The organism is Boseongicola aestuarii (assembly GCF_900184815.1).
In the GTDB taxonomy this organism is placed as follows: domain Bacteria; phylum Pseudomonadota; class Alphaproteobacteria; order Rhodobacterales; family Rhodobacteraceae; genus Boseongicola; species Boseongicola aestuarii.
The window spans coordinates 160,577-181,624 of the sequence record NZ_FXXQ01000001.1 but is presented as its reverse complement, the minus strand read 5'-3'; the positions used below and the strand labels follow the sequence as shown (position 1 = coordinate 181,624).

Genomic DNA, 21,048 nt, shown 5'->3' with positions numbered 1-21,048 from the left:
TCATCACGCCGCGCTCCGGGTGTCTGGCGCCACATTCAAAGCGGCTTTCAGCGCCTCGCGAGTCTCTGCTGCAGCCAGTGCATTTTTCTGTTTCACAGGCCCGAACCCTTTGATCTTCATGGGCAGCTCCGCCAAAGCAAGTGCTGCATCCCGGTTCAGGGGCGGCGACTTGATCAACTCTCGTATGTCGTGTTCGTACTCTTTTATCAACCGACGCTCCATTCGCCGTTCCGCCGTATACCCAAAGGGATCAAACGGCGACCCGCGCAGGCGCTTCAGTCTTGCCAGATGCGGCCAGAGCCGCTCGATCCACGTCCCGAAGGCACGCTTCAGTGGCCGTCCGTCCGGCCCATTTCGCGACAAGAGCGGCGGCGCCAGATTGTAGGTCAGCTTCAGATCGCCCTCGAAGACGGCCTCGGCCTTGGCGCGGGTCGTGCTCAACAATCGCGCGACTTCGTATTCGTCCTTGTAACTCAATAGTTTATGATAGCCCTTGGCGACGGCTTCCTTCAGATCATCGTCTTTGATCCTGTCCAGCATCTTGCGATACTTCCCCGCCAGCCGCGCCGACTGATACTCGGTCAGATGTGCAGCGCGAAAGTCGATCTTTTCCTGCAAGGTCTTTGGCTTGGCCACCATGTCCGAGGCGATCAGCCGCTCTGCAACCTCGATATTCCCGGCCAGCCAGCGTCCGACCTGAAACGCCCGAAGATTGTCCTCGACCGAGGTGCCGTTCAACGCAATCGCCTCCTCAATCGCGGCGCGGCCCAAAGGCAGATGCCCCTTCTGCCATGACGCGCCAAGCAGGATCATATTGGCGTAAATCGCGTCGCCGATCACATCCTGGGCTAGTTTCGTGACATCAAACAGCGTCAGATCATCCTGCACACGCGCCCGCAACGAAATCGCCAAATCCTCGCTCGGGATGCGGAATTCGGTGTTTCGAGTAAACTCGCCTGTGACGATTTCATGTGCGTTTACAAAAGCTTTCGTGCGCCCGGTGGTCATCAGACCAATCGTCTTGGCGCCTGCGGAAACAACCAGATCCCCGCCGATCAGCGTGTCACACTCTCCAACGGCCACGCGAATGGCACTGATGTCGCCAGGAGACTTCGCAAGACGGCAATGCACATGCACTGCACCGCCCTTTTGCGCCAGTCCCGCCATCTCCATCATGCTGGCGCCCTTGCCCTCAAGGTGGGCTGCCATGGCCAGAACCGCGCCGATGGTGATGACCCCTGCGCCCCCGACACCTGCGATCACCACATTATGGGTCGGCCCCTCAATATCGGGCACGACCGGCTCGCCCAACTCACCGATATCCAGCGACACGCTGGCGTTCTTTCGCAGTTTGGCGCCTTCGACCGTCACGAAGGATGGACAGAACCCTTTCAGACAGGAGTAATCCTTGTTGCACGAGGACTGATCGATTGCCCGCTTGCGACCCAACTCTGTCTCGAATGGCACAATCGAAACGCAGTTCGACTGCACGCCGCAATCGCCGCAGCCCTCGCAGACGTCCGGGTCAATGAACACGCGCTTGTCAGGGTCCGGCCATGCGCCCCGTTTGCGCTTGCGTCGTTTCTCGGCAGCGCAGGTCTGAACATAAAGAATGACCGACACACCACTGATATTGCGATACTTCTCCTGAACATGGGGCAGCTCCGCGCGCGCAAACCACTCGACCGATGCCGGGAAGTCCTTGCGTCTTGGCTCTTCCTTTTCGTCAAAGACCACCGCAACGTTTTCAACTCCCATCGCCACCAGTTCATGCGCCACCCGGTGGGCAGTCAGTCCGCCCTCAACGTCCTGCCCGCCCGTCAGTGCGACCGCGCCGTTATAGAGGATCTTGAAGGTGATATTCGCCTCCGAATCCAGCGCCCCCCGGATCGCCAGAAGGCCCGAATGGTTGTATGTCCCGTCGCCCATGTTCTGAAACACATGCCCGGTCGTCGAAAACGGCGCTTCGCCAACCCAGTTCATCCCTTCGGCGCCCATATGGGTGTAACCGGTGGTTTCGCGGTCCATCCACAGAACCATCGTGTGACAGCCGATGCCCGCATAAGCGCGGCTGCCCGCGGGCACCTTGGTCGACGTGTTGTGCGGACAGCCCGAACAGTAATAGGGCAATCGCGCGGCGATCTCTGTGGCATTATTCGCCGCCAGCGCCTGCGAGATACGGGTCATGGCGGACTTCAGCGCATCGTTCTCACGTCCTTCCTCAATCAGGATCTTCCCGATTTTTTCGGCAATCGCCACCGGATCCAGAGAGTAATGGCTCTGAAACAACTCCTCGCGGCCCGACCCGTCGGCCTTTGGTTTGAACCAGCCGTACACCCGTCGCCCGCCCGCAGTATCAAACAGCGCCTCCTTGATCTGCCCTTCGATCAGCTTGCGCTTTTCTTCAACGACGACAATCAGATCCAGCCCGTCCGCCCATTCGCGAAACGACACAGAATCAATGGGATAGACCTGCCCCAACTTGTAGGTCGTGATTCCAAGCCGGTCGATCGCCGCCTCATCCAGCGCCAAAAGACTGAGCGCATGGATCAGATCGAGCCAGTTCTTGCCGGCCGCAACAAATCCGATCTTTGCGCCCGCTTGCCCATGCATCCTTGCATCGGGGCGGTTGGCGCGCGCGAAAGCCTCGGCGGCAAAACGTTTATGGTCGACAAGGCGCGATTCCTGCGGAACCCAGTGATCCCCAAGTCGGATATTCAACCCGCCTTCGGGCATATCGAAATCCGGGATCACAAAAGATTTCCGGTCGATGCGGGCGTCCACGACGGACGTCACTTCGACGGTATCCTTCATCAACTTCAAAGACGTCCAAAGCCCGGAAAACCGGCTGAGCGCATAGCCATAAAGCCCGAAATCCAGAATTTCCTGCACGCCAGCGGGCGACAGGATCGGCACTTGCGCATCGACCATCGCGAACTCGGATTGGTGACAGGTCGTCGAGCTTTCTCCGACATGGTCGTCACCCAGAGCCAGAACAACGCCCCCGTGGCGCGAGGATCCTGCAAGGTTGCCGTGGCGGATCGCATCGCCCGAACGGTCCACACCCGGCCCTTTGCCGTACCAAAGCGCAAAAACGCCGTCGTGCTTGCCTTCGCCGCGTATTTCGGCTGTTTGCGTGCCCCATACGGCGGTTGCGGCCAAATCCTCGTTCAGTCCGGCGTGAAACAGCACGTTTGCCGCTTCCAGATCGGCCTTTGCGCGTTTCATCTGCGTATCCACCGCGCCAAGCGGCGACCCGCGATAACCCGACACATACCCTGCGGTGTCCAAACCCGCCGCCGCGTCGCGCGCCTTTTGCATCAGCATAAGTCGCACCAGCGCCTGACTCCCGTTCAAAAGCACGGTGTCTTTGGAAAGGTCGTATTTATCGTGAAGGCTTACGGTGTGCCGACTCATATTGTCCTCTCTTACACAGGGCCATTGTAGGTCAAACACGCTGACCTACAAAATGAAACCTTTGTCATGTCCGTGTTTGCATTTGGCAGTATGGAGCGGGTAAGCAGTGACAATCCGTTACCGCCAACACCGACCGAAAGCCTTGATATGGACTGGGACAAGCTAAGAATATTTCACGCGGTGGCGGATGTCGGCAGCCTCACCCATGCGGGCGACGTGCTGCACCTCAGCCAATCGGCCGTCTCGCGCCAGATTCGCGCGCTGGAAGAGAGCCTGAACACCACATTGTTCCACCGCCACGCACGCGGCCTGATTTTGACCGAACAGGGCGAGTTGCTGTTTGATGCGACCTCGGCCATGGCGCGCCGTCTGGATACCGCCGAAGCGCGCATCCGCGACAGCGAAGAAGAAGTGTTTGGCGAGTTGCGCGTGACCACGACTATCGGCTTTGGCTCGCTTTGGCTCGCGCCCCGGCTGTCCAAACTCTACGAGAAGTTTCCGGAACTGAATATCGACCTGATGCTGGACGAGCGCGTGCTCGACCTGCCGATGCGCGAAGCAGACGTGGCGATCCGCATGAAGGAACCAAGCCAGGCCGACCTGATCCGCCGCCGCCTGATGACGGTGCACATGCGCCTTTACGCAACGCCCGAGTATCTGGCGAAACGCGGTACGCCTGAAAGCCTTGAGGATTTGAAAGATCACCGCCTGATTTACCTCAATACCCAGGCAACCCAAGTCAGCGCCGGCGCCAGCCTTGTGCGTGAGTTGTTGACCTATGACGTCACATCAAGACTGACAGTGAACAACTATTTCGGCGTGTTGCAGGCCATGCGCTCGAATTTGGGGATCGGTGTTCTGCCCGATTACGTCGTCGAAGATCTGAAAGACATCCAGCGTGTTCTGCCCGACGTCGAAAGCAACGAAATTCCGGTGTTTCTGGCCTATCCCGAAGAGCTGCGCCAGTCCCGGCGCATCGCCGCATTTCGCGACTTCGTGACCGAGGAAATCATCGAACAACGCAAGCGTCTGAAAGCAGAAGCCCTGCAAAAAGACTGAGGTAAGTTTGCTATGCGCCTAAGGCATAGCCGCTTTGCTTACCAAATAGTCAGAAAATCCTTGATCAGCGGTGTCGTCGCCCCTAAATGAACCCTGAACGAGGTGGCTTGGCCACCGTAGTTTACCTCCCTGTTAGACTGGCCGGGCCTTGTGCCCGGTCTTTTTTTGTCCAGGCTCGGGCGTTTGCCTTTGAGACGTCTTTGCAGACGTGTTAGTCGGCAAACAACATGTGGGACATCTTTCTAAAAACATTGCCGTTTTTCGCGATCATCGCGCTTGGCTACGGGAGCGGCCGACGCGGCTTTTTCACCGAAGAGGCCACGGCCTATCTCACCAAATTCGTCTTCTATTTCGCCCTGTCTGCGATGCTGTTCGGCTTTACCGCGAACCTGTCGATCGCCGAGATCATCGACTGGACTTTCGTCAAAGCTTATCTGGCGGCTTCGCTGCTGGTTTATGTTCTGGTCACAATCGTCGCCGTCCTGCGCAAACGCCCCATCACCGAAGCCGCCTTTGAGGCGCAATGCGGCGTCATCGGCAATGTCGGCTTCCTCGGCGTGCCGATGCTGACGCTGCTTCTTGGCCCCGAAGCCATCGGCCCGGTCATTCTGGTTCTCGCGGTCGATCTCATCTTCTTCGGAAGTCTTATCGTCATCCTCGTCACCGGTTCGCGCGACGGGCAGATGTCCCTTGGGGTCTTTCGCACGGTCGGCATTGGTTTGATGAAAAATCCGATGATCGTGTCGATCACACTTGGCCTTTTGTGGTCGGCCTACAGCATCCCCATTCCCGCGCCCGTGGGCGAGTTCCTGACTCTCCTAGGAGCCGCCGCCACACCCGGCGCACTGTTTGCCATTGGTGCGAGCCTTGCCAGCAAATCCGCCGAGCGTCTGTCGGTCGCAGGCTGGTTGTCGTTTTCTAAACTGGTGCTGCACCCCGGTGCCGTGGCCATTGCAGCTCTCGTCATCTGGCCCGTGGAACCTTACGCCGCCGGGGTGATGATCGCGGCTGCCGCCCTTCCCGTCGCGGGCAATGTCTATATTCTGGCGCAACACTACGGCGTTGCTCCAACCCGCGTGTCGGCCTCGATCCTGATTTCGACGGCTGCGTCGATCGTCACGGTTTCGGCTGTGATCGCTTGGGTTTCAGGTCTGTGAAGAAAGGAATGGATGATGGAAACCGTCTCGGAAAATCGGTGCTTCGGCGGCACACAAGGCGTCTATACCCACGCATCTGACGCCACCGGCGGTGATATGACCTTCGGGCTGTTCCTGCCCGACGAGGCTTCGGATGGCCCGGTCCCGCTCTTGTGGTATCTCTCGGGCCTCACCTGCACCCATGAAAACGCCATGGTCAAAGCCGGCGCTCAGGCCTGGGCCGCTGAACAGGGAATTGCGGTTGTCTTTCCCGACACATCGCCACGCGGCGAAGGCGTTGCCAATCACGACGACTATGATCTCGGTCAGGGCGCAGGCTTTTACATCGACGCCACCCAGCCGCCCTGGTCGCCGCATTTCAAAATGCAGACCTATATCCTCGAAGACCTCACCCGCCTGTTGTTCAACGCCTTCCCGCTTGACGAGGAACGCCAGTCGATCACCGGACATTCAATGGGCGGCCACGGCGCACTGACACTTGCGGCCAAGATGCCGGACAGGTTCAGATCCGCCTCGGCCTTCTCGCCGATCTGCAATCCGACCCAAAGCGATTGGGGCAAAAAGCAATTTGCCGCCTACCTTGGTACCATCGACGCCGGAAAGGCGCATGACGCGACCGAGCTGGCAAAAACCGGCGCACTCGATACCATCCCGCTTTTGATCGACACCGGCACCGACGACCAGTTCGCCGATCTTCTGTGCACCGAAGCCCTTGCCCAGACCCTGATCGCGCGGCGCGCCGATGCGACGATCCGCCTTCAAAAAGGTTACGATCACAGCTACTTCTTCGTCTCTACCTTCATCGAAGACCACATCGCCTTTCACGCCGAGGCCCTATGGCGGTGATCTATGTCGATGCCGACGCCTGTCCGGTCAAGGCCGAAGTCGAAACCGTCGCAACGCGCCGCAAGACGCCGGTGAAAATGGTTGCCAATGGCGGTCTGCGCCCCTCGCCCAACCCGCTGATCGAGATGGTCTATGTGGATGACGGCCCCGATGTCGCCGACATCTGGATTGCCGAACGTGCCGGCCCCGGTGACATCGTCATAACCAGCGATATCCCCCTTGCCGCCCGCGCGGTTGAGGCGGGCGCGCTTGTGTTGAAACCTAACGGCGAACGCCTGACGGCCACCAACGTCGGCAACGCCTTGGCCATGCGCGACCTCGCCGCCGACCTGCGCGCGGCGGATCCCTTCCGACAAGGCGGCGGCAAAGGCTTTACAAAGGCCGACCGCTCGCGTTTTCTCGACGCGTTGGAGCGCGCCCTTCGATAACGGCGCGGGCGCTTCGTATTCCAGGTGAGATATGTCTCTGACTGACGCAGAACGGACGAGCTTTTCCGGTGCCTATTGGGCACTGGCGGCTGTTGTTGCTTTTTCGGTCAACGATGTGGTCATCAAATTCCTATCCGGAGACTATCCGCTTTATCAGGTGATGTTCGTGCGCTCGCTGGTCGGGCTGCTGTTCGTCATTGCCATCGTGGTCCCGCTCACAGGCACGCTTCACATGCTGGCAACCAAACGGCTGAAAATCCACATTCTGCGCGGGGCTTGCGTGGTCTTCGCCAACTTCTGCTTTTTTCTTGCGCTGGCGGCGCTCCCTCTTGCGGACGCGGTGGCGATCTTTTTCATCAGCCCGCTGATGATCTCGGTTTTCTCGGTTATCTTCCTTGGCGAATATGTCGGTCCGCGCCGATGGGCCGCGATCCTTGTGGGCCTCGTCGGTGTGCTGATCGTCGTGCGCCCCGGCACCAGCGCCTTTCAGATCGCCTCGCTTCTGCCACTGCTGGCCGCGATCGGATACGCGTTTCTGCACATCCTCACGCGACGCATCGGCGGCACCGAAAACGCGACAGCAATGGTGTTCTACATCCAAGCCACCTTTCTGGCCGTCGCCACCGTCGCCGGACTGGCGCTGGGGCACGGCGGCTTTGACACTTTTGACCACCCCTCGGCACAATTTCTGTTTCGCGCATGGGTCTGGCCGACCCTGTTCGACCTTGGCCTGATGATCTTTTCCGGCATCGTCATCGCGATCGGCGGATACATGATCTCCCAGGCCTACAGCCGCTCGGAAGCCGCTCTCATCGCGCCATTCGAATACATTGCGCTGCCGCTCTCGGTGGCTTTCGGGCTGATCCTCTTTGCGGAACTGCCCGACGCTTTCGCCATGAGCGGCATCGCCCTGATCCTAGTTTCCGGGCTTGTGCTGATCTGGCGCGAAGCCGCCGCCCGCAGACGCGCCGTCCTTGAAGGACCAAACCGCCTATGAGCGTTGTTGCATGGACCGGACTTGGCCTCGCTCTTGGCGCACCCGTGATCGCCGAAGCCCTGCGCCGCCCCATGTCGGCGGCCAGACAAAAGAAAGCGCCCGGCACCATCGCCGAGTTGCCATCGGGGCGCACCCATTACCGCTGGACCGGCCCCAAGCGTGGCCCCATCGCGGTTTGCATACACGGGCTGTCCTCGCCGCAGTACATCTTCGCAGGCACCGCGCGCGCGCTGGCAGCGCTTGGATTCCGGGTGCTGACCTACGACCTTTACGGGCGCGGTTGGTCATCGCGCCCGCGTGGCAATCAGGACATCGACTATTTCCTGCGCCAGTTGCGCGATCTGCTGGACTATTTCGGCATCGACCAACCGATTACAGTCGTCGGCTATTCCATGGGCGGCACCCTTGCGACGGCCTTTGCCGCCGAAGAGGGCCTCAACATCAAAGCCCTTGTCCTCATGGCGCCCGCCGGCCTCGAGCCGGTCTACCAGTCGTCGAAAGACCGCCTTTGGACGCTGCCCGTGATCGGCGACTGGCTGATGCCGGTCTTCGGAGGGCTGGTCTTGCGCCGGGAACTGGCGCGCGAGGACACGGCCCCCACGGTGATCCCCAACCTGTCCGAGCGCCTCGCGTCCGAAACCCGCAAACGCGGCTACCTGCCGTCGCTCCTGTCATCGCGCCGACATGTGCTGAGCCAGACCTGCGACGAAGACCACCGTGCGATCCGCGACTACAAGACCCCGGTTCTGGCGATCTGGGGCCGCAAGGACGGTGTGATCCCCATCACTGCCATGGGCAAACTGGCCGCCCTCAATCCCAATGCCCACCACATCGAGCTGGCGACAGGCACACATAACTTTCCCCAGACAAATCCGGGCCGCGTTGCGGAAATACTGAAAGATTTTCTTGGCGTCCACAGCGTCGTCGGCTCGCGTCGGCCTAGCTTACCAACATCCTAAGGCCCTGCGTGACGTCGCTTCTGACGGCCAGCCGCAAGCCGGGCTCGTCGCCCGCGCGCAAAGCGGCAAGGATCAGGCGGTGATCCTTGGGAACTTCCGTCCGGTTCAGCCGCCCGTAAAGCGCCCGCATCGTCGGCCCCATCTGAAGCCAGACCGTCTCGGCCATCGCCAGCATCGCAGGTGCCTGCGCGCGCAGATAGAGCGTGCGGTGAAATTCAAGGTTCGTGCGGATATAGGCCACCGCATCCCCCTTCACGATGGCTTCGGACACCGAGTTGTTGATCGTTCCAAGACGATCGATCAACGCAAGATGAGCGCGCGGCAGGGCGCGGCTGGCAAGTTCCGTCTCGATCAACGCTCGCAGGGCAGCCAATTCCTCGATCCTGTCATTGGACAATTCCGGCGTCGATACGCGCCCCGAAGCCGACAACGTCAACGCCCCTTCGGCCACAAGCCGGCGCACCGATTCCCGCGCCGGGGTCATGGACACCCCGAATTCCTTGCCGATCCCGCGCAATGTCAAAGCGGCGCCCGGATCGATTTCTCCGTGCATGATGCGCGCGCGCAAGACGCGGTAGACCCTGTCGTGGGCGGCGGGAAGCGGATCAGCGGCTCGGTTCAGCATGGATCGTATGTGATCACAAAATACGCCAAGCGGTCAATCGACATGGATCACTCGAACCGAAAGCGATGCAACGCGGGGCCTTCGGCCTTCAACCAGCGTTTCGCATCCCGAAAATCGGGGCGCAGGCCCTCGACCACCGACCAGAACGCCGCCGAATGGTTCATCTCGACCAGATGCGCGACCTCATGGGCGATCACGTAATCAAACACCTCGGGCGGCGCCATTACCAGCCGCCAGGACAGCATCACGCGCCCCTCCGAAGTGCACGACCCCCACCGGGACCGCGTATCGCGAAAACTGACCCCCGAGACCGCACGATCCACACGCGACGCATAATGATCGATCCGTGGCAATGCCCGGTCCCGCGCCAGATGCTTCAACGCCGTCTCCAAGGCGCGCGGTCCGGGCATTTCGATGCGATCCTCGAAAATACGCGCTTGCCGTCCCTGCCCCGGTTCGATCCGCCGCAAACGTCCTTCGACCGGCAAACGCGCGCCCACCTCGATGCGTGTCTCGGGGGCGGTCTTTTCGCGCGCATTGGCGATCCAGCCCGCATGGTCCTGGAGGAAATTCCGCGCCGCCCGGTCCGAGGTCCGCGGTGGCAACGTCAGTGTCACCCGCCCATCCAGCCTCGAAACCCTGAGCGTCATGCGCCGTGCGCGCGCGCTGCGCCGGATGGTCACGCCTTCTGCGACGTTTTCAAGTGGCGTTCCCCACCCCATGTTCCAGCCTCAATTGTTGCGATTTCGCTTTTGGCGACCCTAGCTTTGCCAACGGTACCTCGACAAGAGGCGAAGCAGTGTCAAAAGCCTTTGACAGCCGCCGACACATATGGCAATTGGCCCAACAATCCAAACGCACCCTCGAGACGAAGGACCACCCATGCCGAAGGAAGAATGGGGCACAAAACGCCTATGCCCGACGACGGGTAAACGGTTTTATGACCTGAATAAGACGCCCGTTGTCAGCCCATACACGGGCGAAGTCGTGAACATCGAGACCGGCAAGACCAGCCGCACAATGGTCGCCGACAAACCCGACGCAAGCGCCAAGCCGGAAACAGCGATCGATGACGATGATGTCGTACTCGACGATGATGACGACGCAGATGTCGATCTGGACGACGACGTGCTTGAAGATGACGACGACGATGATGATGTTTCTCTGGAAGACATTGCAGACGTTGCAACGGATGACGACGATTGATCTGCCGATTTTTCGCTTGATTTGAACAGGCGGAATAAGTAGGTCACGCGGGCGGTCAGGGATTGCCCGCAAAAGTGGGGCCATAGCTCAGTTGGGAGAGCGCTTGCATGGCATGCAAGAGGTCAGGGGTTCGACTCCCCTTGGCTCCACCATTAACAATCCGCAAGAAAGTGCGCGATATCTCAGTCGATTTAATGAAACGATGAGAACATCCGAAACGTCGCAAATCAAAGCCCGATAACGGTGTGCGTTCCGAGGCGTAAGAAAGCGCCGCATTCAGAACTCAGTCGCATCGCTTTCGTGAAAGAATTGAAAACAATTGATTTGCAGCCCGCGCGCCTGCGTGGCAGATCGGCACAACTTCACGGTGGAGACCCAAAACCGATGACAAACCGACTTTCCCGGCTTCTTGAAACCCGCGACTGGCTTTTGGCCGATGGCGCAACGGGCACGAACCTGTTCAACATGGGGCTGATGGCCGGCGACGCGCCCGAGTTCTGGAACGTCAATGAGACCGCCAAGATCAAGGCGCTCTACAAGGGCGCGGTCGATGCCGGGTCGGATATCTTCCTCACCAATACCTTCGGTGGAAACGCCGCGCGGCTGAAACTTCACGATGGTCAGGACCGCGTGTTCGAGTTGAACAAGGCGGGTGCCGAAATCGCGCGCGAGGTTGCCGATGCATCCGGACGCAGCGTCGTTGTTGCCGGATCCGTCGGGCCGACCGGCGAAATCATGGAACCGATGGGCACGCTCACCTATTCCAGCGCGGTCGAAATGTTCCACGCCCAAGCCGAAGGTCTGAAGGCGGGTGGCGCGGATGTGCTCTGGGTCGAAACCATCAGTGCGCCGGAAGAATACAAAGCCGCCGCCGAAGCTGCGCTGCTGGCGGGTATGGCGTGGTGTGGCACGATGAGTTTCGATACGGCGGGGCGCACAATGATGGGCCTGACCAGTCAGGGCATGTCTGACATGGTGGAAAAACTGGACCATGGGCCGCTGGCTTATGGCGCCAACTGCGGCGTCGGTGCGTCGGATCTGTTGCGCACCATTCTGGGATTTGCCGCACAAGGGGCTGAAACACCTTTGATCGCAAAGGGAAATGCTGGGATTCCGAAATACGTCGATGGTCATATCCACTATGATGGCACGCCCGAGCTTATGGCGAATTATGCCGTTCTGGCGCGCAATTCAGGCGCCACAATCATCGGCGGATGCTGCGGTACGACGCCCGATCACCTTGTGAAAATGCGTGCGGCTTTGGAAGAAACGCCCAAAGGACCGCGCCCGACACTGGACCAGATCACCAGCGCGCTCGGTGGATTTTCCTCGGCGACCGATGGCACAAGCGACGACGAACCCGTTTCGACACGACGCGGCAATCGCCGGCGCCGTCCGACCTAGATTTCCAACAAAGTCCGTGCCGCGGCGCGCGCGGCGTCGGTGATCTTGTCACCCGACAACATGCGCGCCACTTCGTCGACTCGCTCGGCTGCGTCCAGCGGCACAACGGTCGACAAGGTCGCGCCGTCCTCGACACGCTTTTCAACCCGCCAGTGATGCGCGCCGCGCGCGGCAACCTGCGGGGAATGCGTGACCACCAACACCTGAGACCCGCCCGACAAATCCGCCAGCCGCCGCCCGACCGCGTCCGCCGTCGCTCCACCGACGCCACGGTCGATCTCGTCGAAAATCAGCGTCAGACCATCCACACCTGAGGTCAGACAGACCTTCAATGCCAGCAAGAACCGGCTCAACTCGCCGCCCGACGCGATCTTGTTCAAAGGTCCCGAGGGTGCGCCCGGATTGGTCGCGATCGTGAATGCCACTGTGTCACGGCCATCAGGGCCGGCGTCTGCTTCGGTGATTTCCGTGGCGAAAACAGCGCGTTCCAGTTTCAGCGGCGCCAGTTCCTTCGCCATAGCCGCATCCAGTTCTTCGGCCGCTTCCGCCCGCGCGGCCCCAAGCGCATCCGCCGCGCTGTCGTATACTTCTTCAGCGTCGGCAACCTCGGCCCTCAGCGCCAAAAGCTCCTCCGCCCCGCCATCCAAAGCCGACAGTTTGGCCGAAAGCGTCTCGGTCAGTGCCGCCAAATCGTCCGGCAATACCGCGTGCTTGCGCGCCAAAGCCCGGATCGCGAACAACCGCTCCTCGACCCGTTCCAACTCGTTTGCATCGTATTCCAATACATCCAGCGCCTGAGCGACGCCCTCTTCGGCTTCGCCCAGCTCGACCATTGCGCGCTCCAAGGCCGCCATCGCCGCATCAAGTGCGCCTTCCGCCTTTTCGGCCGCCTTGTCCAACCACCGAGAAGCATCCCGCAACAAACCCTCGGCACCCTCAGAACCAAGTGCCGTGTAGGCCCTTGTCACGTCTTCACGGATCTTCTCGGCGCCCTGCATCATGCGGCGACGGCTATCAAGGCTGGCGTCTTCACCGGCTTCGGGTGCCAGGTCGGTCAACTCGCGCACCGCGTGACGCAGGAAATCCTCTTCCTCGGCCAGTGCCGCCGCCACGTCCTCGGCCTCGCGCAAAGCCCTGCGTGCGCCCTGCAAATCCCGCCAGGCCGCACGACACCGCGCAACATCGTCATCCAGATCGCCGAACGCATCCAGCAACTTGCGATGCCCGCCGGGGTTCAAAAGCCCGCGATCGTCGTTCTGTCCATGCAATTCGACCAGCGTATCCGATAACGCCCGGAGTACCTCGCCCGAGGCGCGCCGATCGTTGACCCAAGCCGTCTTGCGTCCGTCGCGTGCATTGACACGCCGCAAGATCAAAGTGTCGTCCACCGGCAATCCGGCCTCGGCAAGCACCTCGCGCGCGGGATGATCCGGCGTCAGATCAAACTCGGCGGTGACCTCGCCCTGCTCGGCACCATCGCGCACAAGCTCGGCACGACCCCGCCATCCCAGAACAAATCCAAGCGAATCCAGCAGGATGGACTTGCCCGCCCCGGTCTCGCCGGTCAGCACGTTCAATCCGGGCTGAAGCGATAACTCCAACCGGTCAATGATCAGCATGTCCCGGATGTCGAGACTTCTCAGCATCAGATCAGAGCCACTCGCCGCGGACTACCTGACGATAAATCGTCGCAAGCCAGTTGCTGCCCGTTGCATCCGGACGCAGGCCCTGCCCGGTCAACAGCACGAAACTGTCCTGATACCATGGCGTCGACTGGAAATTGAAACCAAGGATCGCGCCCGCCGTCTGCGCCTCATCCGTCAGGCCAAGCGCCAAATAGGCCTCAACCAGACGATGCAGGGCCTCGGGCGTATGCGTCGTGGTCTGGAAATCCTCGACCACCACGCGGAACCGGTTCACCGCCGCAATGTAATGACCGCGCTTCAGATAATACCGCCCGATCTCCATTTCCTTGCCGCCAAGGTGGTCGAACGCCAGATCGAACTTCAGGATGGACGAACGCGCATATTCACTGTCGGGGTACCGCTCGATCACTTCGCGAAACGACTGCAATGCCTGAAAGGTCAAACCCTGATCGCGGCCCACGTCGTCGATCTGATCGTAATAGGACAAAGCCAGCAGATACTGCGCCCAAGGCGCATCCTGATCCGCCGGATAGGTCGTCAGGAACCGCTGCGCGGAACCGCGACTTGCCTCGTAATCCGTTGCGCGATGATAGGAAAACGCCTGCATCACAAGCGCGCGACGCGCCCATTCGGAATAGGGGTAAAGCCGCTCGACTTCGCCGAAAAAGCGCGCTGCGCTTTCCGGGTCGCCCTCGCTCTCAAGCTCGAACTCGGCGCGTTTGTAAAGCTCCTCAGCCGAGAAGCTCTCCAACGGACGCTCCTCTTCGCTCCCGCCGAACATGCCGCAGGCCGACAAGGTCAACGCAGCTAAGGTCACGATCATAAAACTGCGTAGCTTAGACCCACCCAAATTCATCGAAATCGCTTTCCCTTCCACACTTAAAGGGTTCGTAGCACAGAACTTTCAGGGGCAAAATGGGCAAAGGGCCCAGGACGCCCAGTCAGGCCGCAATCAGCGAATAGTCCGCGTCACTCAAACCAGAGCCGGGAAGCTGCGCAACCCGCGACGGATCACATTCTACCAGGCGATAGGCCGTTGGGTCTGCAAACAGGGCGCGCAACAACAGGTTGGTCATCGCGTGACCCGCCTTGTCACCAGTATAGCGACCAAGGATCGGACCGCCCGCCAACGTCAGATCGCCAAGCGCGTCCAGCATCTTGTGGCGCACAGGCTCGTCCCGGTGGCGCATACCGCCGGGTGTCACGATTGCGTCGCCGTCCACCACGACTGCCGACATCACGTCACCGCCGATAATTTTGCCCGCCGCGCGCATCATGTCGATGTCAGCTTTGCGGCAGAAGGTGCGGCTGTCGCACAATTCACGGACGAAGGCACCGTTCGCCATGTCCAGAGATTTCTCCTGATGCCCGATCGCACCGTCGACAAAGTCGATTTCGAAATTGATGGTGAAACGGTCGCTGGGTTCGATTGTCGCCGTCGCGTCGCCGCGCGAAACCGACACCGGCTTCAGAACTTCGATCACGCGTACGGGCGCGTCCAACGTCACAAGACCGCGCGCCAGAATACCGGATACGAACTCAGCCGATGAGCCGTCCATCAGCGGGACTTCCGGACCGTCGATCTCGACCAATGCGTTATGGACGCCACAGCCTGCGAGGGCCGCCATGACGTGCTCGATCGTCGAAACCGAAACGCCGTCTTCGTTCGCAATCCGCGTGCAAAGCCGTGTGTCGTCGACCGCATCCCAGCGCGCTGGAATCAGGGCGTCAACGCCTTCGACGTCGGTGCGGTGGAACCAGATGCCGTATTCTGCGGAAGCAGGTCGGATCGTCATGCGGACGATACGTCCCGTATGCAGACCCGAGCCCGTGAAGGTCACATATGATTTCAGAGTTGTTTGCACGATAGAACCTGCTCTTTTTGGTCGGGCGTTGCCTCGGGTGCCGACAAGTCTGATCTAGGCGGCGGTCTGCGTCACCTCAACACAATCATTGCAACAGACTGAAATATGCGCGTTACATTTGGGCGACTTGTCGCCATACCCCTGCGCCGGGCGACTTAACTGCCTCAAATAAAAGGGAAAAAGGCCGGCGCAAGCCGACCTTCTTCAAACAATTTTGTGACGTCACTTCGCGGCGTATCAGTTCGCCTGACGCCGCAGGAAGGCAGGAATCTCGATCCGTTCCTGCTCTTGCGAGACCTCTTGCTGCGGCTCGGGCCGGGCAACATTAGGCTGCTGACGGGTCATCTGAGGCTGTCTTTCGCCGCCCTGAGCACCCGACATCCGGTTGATCAGGTTGTTGATCCCAAAGCGCGGACGCTCTTCTGCGGGCGCGACGGGCGCCGGTGCCGAGGTCGAGGGACGACGCGCTTCTCCGGGAATATGACCGGCCATCGATCCGGCTGGTCGACCGGTGACACGCTCAAGTCGCGCCAAAGCTTCGGGCGACGGAGTGCCGGGCGCGTGGCGCTGAGGCGCTGCCGGTGCAACTGGCTGATGCGAGAATGTCGGCGCTGGCTCTGCTTCCGCTGCGGGCTGCGGTTGCGGCTGATAGGCTGGCGGCGGCAGATCGTCTTGCGCAGCAGCGGGTGCGGGAATGTCCTCGAACAAGGAGGGTTCGGCCTGTGGCCGCGCCTGCTCGGCCGCGACCTGGGCGACATGCTCGACCGGCTCTTCAACCTGAGCGGCGGGCTGCTGCGACAAAGGCTCGGACAATTTGCGGCGCTGAATGGGCGCGTCCATCGTGTTGGCGTTGGCATCGATCCCCGTGGCGACAACGCTGACACGCATCCGACCTTCCATGGCCGTGTCCAAAGTCGAACCGACGATGATATTGGCGTCCGCATCGACTTCTTCGCGGATGCGGTTGGCCGCTTCGTCCAGTTCGAACAGTGTCAGATCGTGGCTGCCGGTGATGTTGATGAGAACACCCTTGGCACCCTTGAGGCTGATTTCGTCCAGAAGCGGGTTCGCGATGGCCTTCTCGGCGGCCTGAACCGCGCGATCTTCGCCCTCGGCTTCGCCGGTGCCCATCATTGCCTTGCCCATCTCGTCCATCACGGCGCGCACGTCCGCGAAGTCGAGGTTGATCAAACCCGGACGGACCATCAGATCGGTCACACCCTTGACGCCCTGATAAAGAACGTCGTCGGCCATCGAAAATGCCTCGGTGAAGGTCGTCTTTTCGTTGGCCAGACGGAACAGGTTCTGGTTCGGGATGATGATCAGCGTGTCGACCATCTTTTGAAGCGCTTCGATGCCCTCTTCGGCCTGACGCATGCGCTTGGCACCCTCGAACTGGAACGGCTTGGTCACAACACCGACGGTGAGAACCCCAAGCTCACGCGCGGCCTGCGCGATGATCGGAGCAGCGCCCGTGCCCGTTCCACCGCCCATGCCAGCGGTAATGAAGCACATATGCGCGCCCGCCAGGTGATCGACGATTTCCTCGATGGTTTCTTCCGCGGCGGCGGCTCCTACGGAAGGCCGTGCCCCGGCACCCAGACCTTCGGTAACGCGCAGCCCCATCTGCACCTTGGTGGAAGCCACCGACTGCTGCAAAGCCTGCGCATCCGTGTTGGCAACGACGAATTCGACGCCCTCCAGCTGCTTATCAATCATGTTGTTCACAGCATTACCGCCAGCACCGCCGACACCGAACACGGTGATGCGGGGTTTCAGCTCTTCGTGGGTGGGCATGGTCAAATTCAAAGTCATTACTCAATCCGCCTGTTGTTCTTGCGCCCCCGGGCCGGGACGCCCTTTGTTTCGGCCAATAGCCGCTCTTTGGGTTCCCGGACATTACCGTGTGACGCCTCTCAGGTCACCCCGATTCGCGTCAAAAGACACCAAATATGGCAATTTTTTGTTCGCCACACTCAGCATCTCGGTCGAACGGCAAGATCATGCGGATTTCAACAACATAGCCACTAAAGCTCACATGATCGGCCTTTAAAACGCGCGTAGAAGCACGTTCAAAAGATGCGTTCCGATGATGGAGGGACCTGCTCCGCCTCTCTCCCGGTTCTTTGAGAACCTTGTGGATAACTTAACAGATTCGGAGTCCGGCGTCGCGGATAAAGGTGCTGCTTGGGGCGAAAAAAGGCGGGGCTTTGCCGATCGAACAGAGTTGGGGGCTCTTCCCCCGGCCCTTCTGGCCTCCACCGGGATTTTTTGGACCCAAAGAAGGCGCAGGTTTCAATCAAATTGTTCGGATCACCAGTTGTCGCGGAACCAGCGCACGGCCTTCTTGAACGAGCGGTGGGCGTTGCGGTCGGTCGGCATTTCAAAGTCCCACCATTCGTCCTGCGGGTGCGAGGCGAAAAGGCTGAGGCCGACGGCACTGGCGAAGGCTGATCCTGTGACCGCCTGGGGCAGGCCCTGGACGCGGAGAGGACGCCCGATGCGGATGCTTTGACCGAGGATTTTCGGGGCGAGCCGGTCAAGGCCCGGAATCTGGCTGCCACCACCTGTCAGAACGATCTGCTGAGACGGCAGGTGTTCGAAGCCGGCCGCATCCAGACGTTCGCGCACTTCTTCGAGGATTTCTTCGACGCGAGGGCGCATGATCCCGATCAGCTCGGCGCGGCTGACGGTCCGTCGGTCGTGTTCCCAGTCGCCGGTTTCGCCGCCGATTTCGATCAGTTCGCGATCGTCCATGCCTGTCGCCACGACGCCACCGTGTAAGGTCTTCATTCTTTCGGCAACGGAGGCCGACACCTGAAGGCCCTTTGAAATATCCTGCGTAATATGTTCTCCGCCAAGACGGATGCTGTCGGCATAGATCATGTGTTTCTTGATGAAGATCGACAGGCCCGTCGTGCCGCCGCCAAGGTCAATACAGGCGCTGCCGAGTTCCTGTTCGTCTTCGACGAGCGCCGACATGCCCGACATATAGGCCGAAGACGCCAGCCCCGCGAGTTCGAGATCACAGCGCTTGAGGCAATAGATCAGGTTCTGCAAAACCGAGGTATCGACGGTCAGCATGTGCATGTCACAGGCCAGTCTTTGTCCGATCTGGCCGCGAGGATCCAACAGACCCGACCGGTGGTCCAGCGCGAAGTTCACCGGCTGGGCGTGGAGAATATCGCGGTCCCCGCCATAGTCCGGCACATCGCAGGAGGCCAGCGCGCGAGCGACGTCCTGTTCGTTGACCACATCGCCCTGAACCAGAACCGTGCCCGCCAGTCCGTAAGAGCGAGGCTGACCGCCCGACAAACAGGCGATCACATGGTCCACCCGCACATTGGCCATCTTTTGCGCGGCCTGCACAGCGGTGCGGATGGCGCGCTCGGTTTCCTGTATCGCGCAGCTTTCGCCCAGTTCGACGCCGCGCGAGCGGGTCGTGGCCGCGCCGATAACGCGGAACCGGCTTTGCCCGGCCATCGCGCCGATCCCTTCCGCTTCTGGCAGCCCGGTGTCACTGTCGAACCGCAAGATCAGGCAAGCAATTTTCGACGTGCCCACATCCAGAAGCGCAATGACGCCCCGGTGTATGGCGGCGCGGCGCATGGCGCGCATGGCGCGTTGGCTTTCGTACAGATCTGTCATCTCGATGCGTCCGTGGTCTGTGTGATGTCAATGTCATTCATCGCGTCGATAGCACCCGAGGTCAGGCGCAGTACCGGGCGGCGGGGATTGCGAAAATCGATGGCCGCGATGTCGCGCGCCAGTAGGTCCTGTGCACCGTCCAGAGCAATCACCTTTCTCAGGGCGCTCAATGCGTCCTTTTCGGGCAACTGAATGCGCTGATCGCGGTCCAGCACGATATCCCAGCGGCGCTCGCCAACACGCAGCAATCCACGAATCCGCGGCGCAATCGGCGCCGCAAGTCCAAGGATCTGCAAGGCTTCCTGTACCGCCTCGTGTGCACCCTGCCCGGCAAGAAGCGGCAGATCCGCACGATCGGCACGAGCCGCCAGCGACGAAACCCGATTGCCTTCATGGTCCAGAAGCGTCAGCCCCTCGGACGTTCTCCAGATAATTGCCGGAACGCGTTCGGTCACAGCGATGCTCAATACACCACCGCCGCGGATTTGCACTGTCGCGCTTGCCACCGCATCAAGCGTTTCGACCTCGGACCGGATCGCATCGAGGTCCAGATCGAACGACGATTGCGGGAAATCCAGCGCCAGAAGGCTGCGGATATCGGCCGCGACCGTGTCCGAGACATCTTCCACGGCCATCATATGCACCATGAATTCAGGGCGTTCCTGAATTTGGCGACGCACCTCGGCGATGCGGTCCGCAGCGTCCTGCCGGCGGTCCGCATCCGAAGCCCAGAACGCGCCGATGCTGGCCACGATCAATACCGGCAAACCGTATCGCAGGAACGTCCTGAACCGGGGCGTCAGCATTAGCCGGTTCAAGCGATAGGCCAGGCGCGATGGGGCGGGATCTCTCAGCGATCGCATGAGGCATCCTTTACGATCCAGTCGCACAACTCGGGAAAAGAAATACCCATGTGCTGCGCCTGTTCGGGTACCAGTGACGTCGGTGTCATGCCCGGCTGCGTGTTCGTCTCCAGCGTGATCAGGCCGTCCAGTCCTCTGGCCTCATCCCAACGGAAATCCGAGCGCGACACGCCGCGACAGCCCAAGGCCTCATGCGCTGTCACTGCATGAGTCATACAGGCCTCTGCAATCTGCGACGGAACATCGGCAGGCAAGACATGGCGCGACCCGCCCGGCGCATACTTGGCATGATAGTCGTACCAGCCATCCGTCACGATCTCGGTCACGCAAAGCGCGTGGTCGCGCATGACTGACACCGTCAACTCGCGGCCCGGTACATAGGCCTCGACCATCAACATGTCGGGCATCGTGTCGGCGATCACCGGCGGGGCATTCGCTCCTTCCGGCACGATATATATGCCGACGGACGAACCTTCGTTGTTCGGCTTAATCACATAAGGTGGCGTCATGACATGAGAGGCGGCGATCTCGTCGCGGCGGAATAAGTGGCTTTCGGCCACCGGAACGCCGGCGCGACGATAAACGGACTTGGTGCGCTCCTTGTCCATCGCAAGGGCCGAAGCCAGAACGCCCGAGTGTGTATACGGAATGCGCAACCACTCCAGAATGCCCTGCACACAGCCATCCTCACCCCAACGGCCATGCAAAGCGTTGAACACAACCTCCGGTGCAATTTCGCTCAGCCGCGCGGCCACATCAGGCCCCGCGTCCAACTCAATCACGTCGTAATTCTTCTCCCGCAGCGCGGCCGCACATTCCTTACCGGACGACAAGGACACCTCGCGCTCAGCAGAGGGGCCACCCAGTAGAACCACAACTTTGGGGGATGTCCTGCTCGACATTCCCGAAACTCACTTGTTTTCGGACC

Annotated in this window: 18 protein-coding genes and 1 tRNA gene; 9 read left to right on the top strand and 10 right to left on the bottom strand. The window is 60.6% G+C overall.

The genetic code is table 11. The features are described from left to right. Positions 1–3: 3 nt before the first annotated feature. The gene (locus tag BOA8489_RS00915) at positions 4–3,456 is read right to left on the bottom strand and encodes an indolepyruvate ferredoxin oxidoreductase family protein (RefSeq protein ID WP_281256157.1); all 3,453 of its coding nucleotides are present in this window, start codon (positions 3,454–3,456) and stop codon (positions 4–6) included. Between the two features lie 108 nt (positions 3,457–3,564). Here BOA8489_RS00915 and BOA8489_RS00910 point away from each other — a divergent pair, with 108 nt between their 5' ends. From BOA8489_RS00910 to BOA8489_RS00885, 6 genes are all read left to right on the top strand, one after another. Continuing rightward, positions 3,565–4,476, top strand: a complete 912-nt coding sequence (locus BOA8489_RS00910) for a LysR family transcriptional regulator (RefSeq protein ID WP_093972471.1) — start codon at positions 3,565–3,567, stop codon at positions 4,474–4,476. Between the two features lie 227 nt (positions 4,477–4,703). Continuing rightward, positions 4,704–5,633, top strand: coding sequence for an AEC family transporter (locus BOA8489_RS00905; protein WP_093972095.1), 930 nt, complete (start codon positions 4,704–4,706; stop codon positions 5,631–5,633). Positions 5,634–5,648: 15 nt separating this feature from the next. Continuing rightward, positions 5,649–6,479 carry an S-formylglutathione hydrolase gene (fghA, locus tag BOA8489_RS00900; RefSeq protein ID WP_093972470.1) on the top strand — a complete coding sequence of 277 codons (831 nt, stop codon included), beginning with the start codon at positions 5,649–5,651 and terminating at the stop codon, positions 6,477–6,479. Continuing rightward, on the top strand, positions 6,470–6,907 hold the full coding sequence (locus tag BOA8489_RS00895) for a YaiI/YqxD family protein (protein ID WP_093972094.1): 438 nt from the start codon (positions 6,470–6,472) through the stop codon (positions 6,905–6,907). The genes fghA and BOA8489_RS00895 overlap by 10 nt, the downstream gene beginning before the upstream one ends. A 31-nt stretch (positions 6,908–6,938) precedes the next feature. Continuing rightward, positions 6,939–7,904 carry a DMT family transporter gene (locus BOA8489_RS00890; protein WP_093972093.1) on the top strand — a complete coding sequence of 322 codons (966 nt, stop codon included), beginning with the start codon at positions 6,939–6,941 and terminating at the stop codon, positions 7,902–7,904. Continuing rightward, positions 7,901–8,863 (top strand): alpha/beta fold hydrolase, encoded by a 963-nt coding sequence (locus BOA8489_RS00885; protein WP_093972092.1) that lies wholly within the window; start codon positions 7,901–7,903, stop codon positions 8,861–8,863. Before BOA8489_RS00890 ends, BOA8489_RS00885 begins: the two co-directional genes overlap by 4 nt. Here BOA8489_RS00885 and BOA8489_RS00880 read toward each other — a convergent pair. After that, positions 8,844–9,488: a GntR family transcriptional regulator gene (locus tag BOA8489_RS00880; protein ID WP_093972091.1), complete on the bottom strand. Its 645-nt coding sequence runs from the start codon at positions 9,486–9,488 to the stop codon at positions 8,844–8,846. The genes BOA8489_RS00885 and BOA8489_RS00880 overlap by 20 nt on opposite strands. A 47-nt stretch (positions 9,489–9,535) precedes the next feature. Further along, positions 9,536–10,210, bottom strand: coding sequence for a M48 family metallopeptidase (locus BOA8489_RS00875; RefSeq protein WP_093972090.1), 675 nt, complete (start codon positions 10,208–10,210; stop codon positions 9,536–9,538). Positions 10,211–10,370: 160 nt separating this feature from the next. On the opposite strand from BOA8489_RS00875, the gene BOA8489_RS00870 reads away from it, so the two are divergent. The 3 genes from BOA8489_RS00870 (at position 10,371) to bmt (ending at position 12,098) form a co-directional block, all read left to right on the top strand. Beyond that, positions 10,371–10,694 (top strand): TIGR02300 family protein, encoded by a 324-nt coding sequence (locus BOA8489_RS00870; protein WP_093972469.1) that lies wholly within the window; start codon positions 10,371–10,373, stop codon positions 10,692–10,694. Between the two features lie 76 nt (positions 10,695–10,770). Continuing rightward, positions 10,771–10,846: transfer RNA gene (locus BOA8489_RS00865), tRNA-Ala, on the top strand. 232 nt (positions 10,847–11,078) lie between these two features. Continuing rightward, a complete protein-coding gene (gene bmt, locus BOA8489_RS00860) occupies positions 11,079–12,098 on the top strand; it encodes a betaine--homocysteine S-methyltransferase (protein WP_093972468.1) in 1,020 nt (339 codons plus the stop codon). On the opposite strand, the gene recN is transcribed toward bmt, so the two are convergent. The 7 genes from recN to BOA8489_RS00825 form a co-directional block, all read right to left on the bottom strand. After that, positions 12,095–13,744 (bottom strand): DNA repair protein RecN, encoded by a 1,650-nt coding sequence (recN, locus tag BOA8489_RS00855; RefSeq protein WP_093972089.1) that lies wholly within the window; start codon positions 13,742–13,744, stop codon positions 12,095–12,097. The genes bmt and recN overlap by 4 nt on opposite strands. 4 nt (positions 13,745–13,748) lie before the next feature. Beyond that, a complete protein-coding gene (locus BOA8489_RS00850) occupies positions 13,749–14,567 on the bottom strand; it encodes an outer membrane protein assembly factor BamD (protein WP_281256156.1) in 819 nt (272 codons plus the stop codon). A gap of 118 nt (positions 14,568–14,685) precedes the next feature. Further along, positions 14,686–15,609: a UDP-3-O-acyl-N-acetylglucosamine deacetylase gene (gene lpxC, locus BOA8489_RS00845; RefSeq protein WP_093972088.1), complete on the bottom strand. Its 924-nt coding sequence runs from the start codon at positions 15,607–15,609 to the stop codon at positions 14,686–14,688. Positions 15,610–15,846: 237 nt separating this feature from the next. Further along, on the bottom strand, positions 15,847–17,424 hold the full coding sequence (gene ftsZ / locus BOA8489_RS00840; protein WP_093972087.1) for a cell division protein FtsZ: 1,578 nt from the start codon (positions 17,422–17,424) through the stop codon (positions 15,847–15,849). Positions 17,425–17,922: 498 nt separating this feature from the next. Continuing rightward, positions 17,923–19,257 (bottom strand): cell division protein FtsA, encoded by a 1,335-nt coding sequence (gene ftsA, locus BOA8489_RS00835; RefSeq protein WP_093972086.1) that lies wholly within the window; start codon positions 19,255–19,257, stop codon positions 17,923–17,925. Next, positions 19,254–20,120 carry a cell division protein FtsQ/DivIB gene (locus BOA8489_RS00830; protein ID WP_093972085.1) on the bottom strand — a complete coding sequence of 289 codons (867 nt, stop codon included), beginning with the start codon at positions 20,118–20,120 and terminating at the stop codon, positions 19,254–19,256. Before BOA8489_RS00830 ends, ftsA begins: the two co-directional genes overlap by 4 nt. After that, on the bottom strand, positions 20,108–21,022 hold the full coding sequence (locus BOA8489_RS00825) for a D-alanine--D-alanine ligase (RefSeq protein WP_093972084.1): 915 nt from the start codon (positions 21,020–21,022) through the stop codon (positions 20,108–20,110). Before BOA8489_RS00825 ends, BOA8489_RS00830 begins: the two co-directional genes overlap by 13 nt. Positions 21,023–21,048 lie beyond the last annotated feature (26 nt).

Bases quoted from the DNA above. Each gene is read 5' to 3' on its own strand.
- BOA8489_RS00910 (WP_093972471.1), top strand. From the start codon at position 3,565: ATGGACTGGGACAAGCTAAGAATATTTCACGCGGTGGCGGATGTCGGC.
- BOA8489_RS00905 (WP_093972095.1), top strand. From the start codon at position 4,704: ATGTGGGACATCTTTCTAAAAACATTGCCGTTTTTCGCGATCATCGCG.
- fghA (WP_093972470.1), top strand. From the start codon at position 5,649: ATGGAAACCGTCTCGGAAAATCGGTGCTTCGGCGGCACACAAGGCGTC.
- BOA8489_RS00895 (WP_093972094.1), top strand. From the start codon at position 6,470: ATGGCGGTGATCTATGTCGATGCCGACGCCTGTCCGGTCAAGGCCGAA.
- BOA8489_RS00890 (WP_093972093.1), top strand. From the start codon at position 6,939: ATGTCTCTGACTGACGCAGAACGGACGAGCTTTTCCGGTGCCTATTGG.
- BOA8489_RS00885 (WP_093972092.1), top strand. From the start codon at position 7,901: ATGAGCGTTGTTGCATGGACCGGACTTGGCCTCGCTCTTGGCGCACCC.
- BOA8489_RS00880 (WP_093972091.1), bottom strand. From the start codon at position 9,488: ATGCTGAACCGAGCCGCTGATCCGCTTCCCGCCGCCCACGACAGGGTC.
- BOA8489_RS00875 (WP_093972090.1), bottom strand. From the start codon at position 10,210: ATGGGGTGGGGAACGCCACTTGAAAACGTCGCAGAAGGCGTGACCATC.
- BOA8489_RS00870 (WP_093972469.1), top strand. From the start codon at position 10,371: ATGCCGAAGGAAGAATGGGGCACAAAACGCCTATGCCCGACGACGGGT.
- bmt (WP_093972468.1), top strand. From the start codon at position 11,079: ATGACAAACCGACTTTCCCGGCTTCTTGAAACCCGCGACTGGCTTTTG.
- recN (WP_093972089.1), bottom strand. From the start codon at position 13,744: ATGCTGAGAAGTCTCGACATCCGGGACATGCTGATCATTGACCGGTTG.
- BOA8489_RS00850 (WP_281256156.1), bottom strand. From the start codon at position 14,567: ATGATCGTGACCTTAGCTGCGTTGACCTTGTCGGCCTGCGGCATGTTC.
- ftsZ (WP_093972087.1), bottom strand. From the start codon at position 17,424: ATGACTTTGAATTTGACCATGCCCACCCACGAAGAGCTGAAACCCCGC.
- ftsA (WP_093972086.1), bottom strand. From the start codon at position 19,257: ATGACAGATCTGTACGAAAGCCAACGCGCCATGCGCGCCATGCGCCGC.
- BOA8489_RS00830 (WP_093972085.1), bottom strand. From the start codon at position 20,120: ATGCGATCGCTGAGAGATCCCGCCCCATCGCGCCTGGCCTATCGCTTG.
- BOA8489_RS00825 (WP_093972084.1), bottom strand. From the start codon at position 21,022: ATGTCGAGCAGGACATCCCCCAAAGTTGTGGTTCTACTGGGTGGCCCC.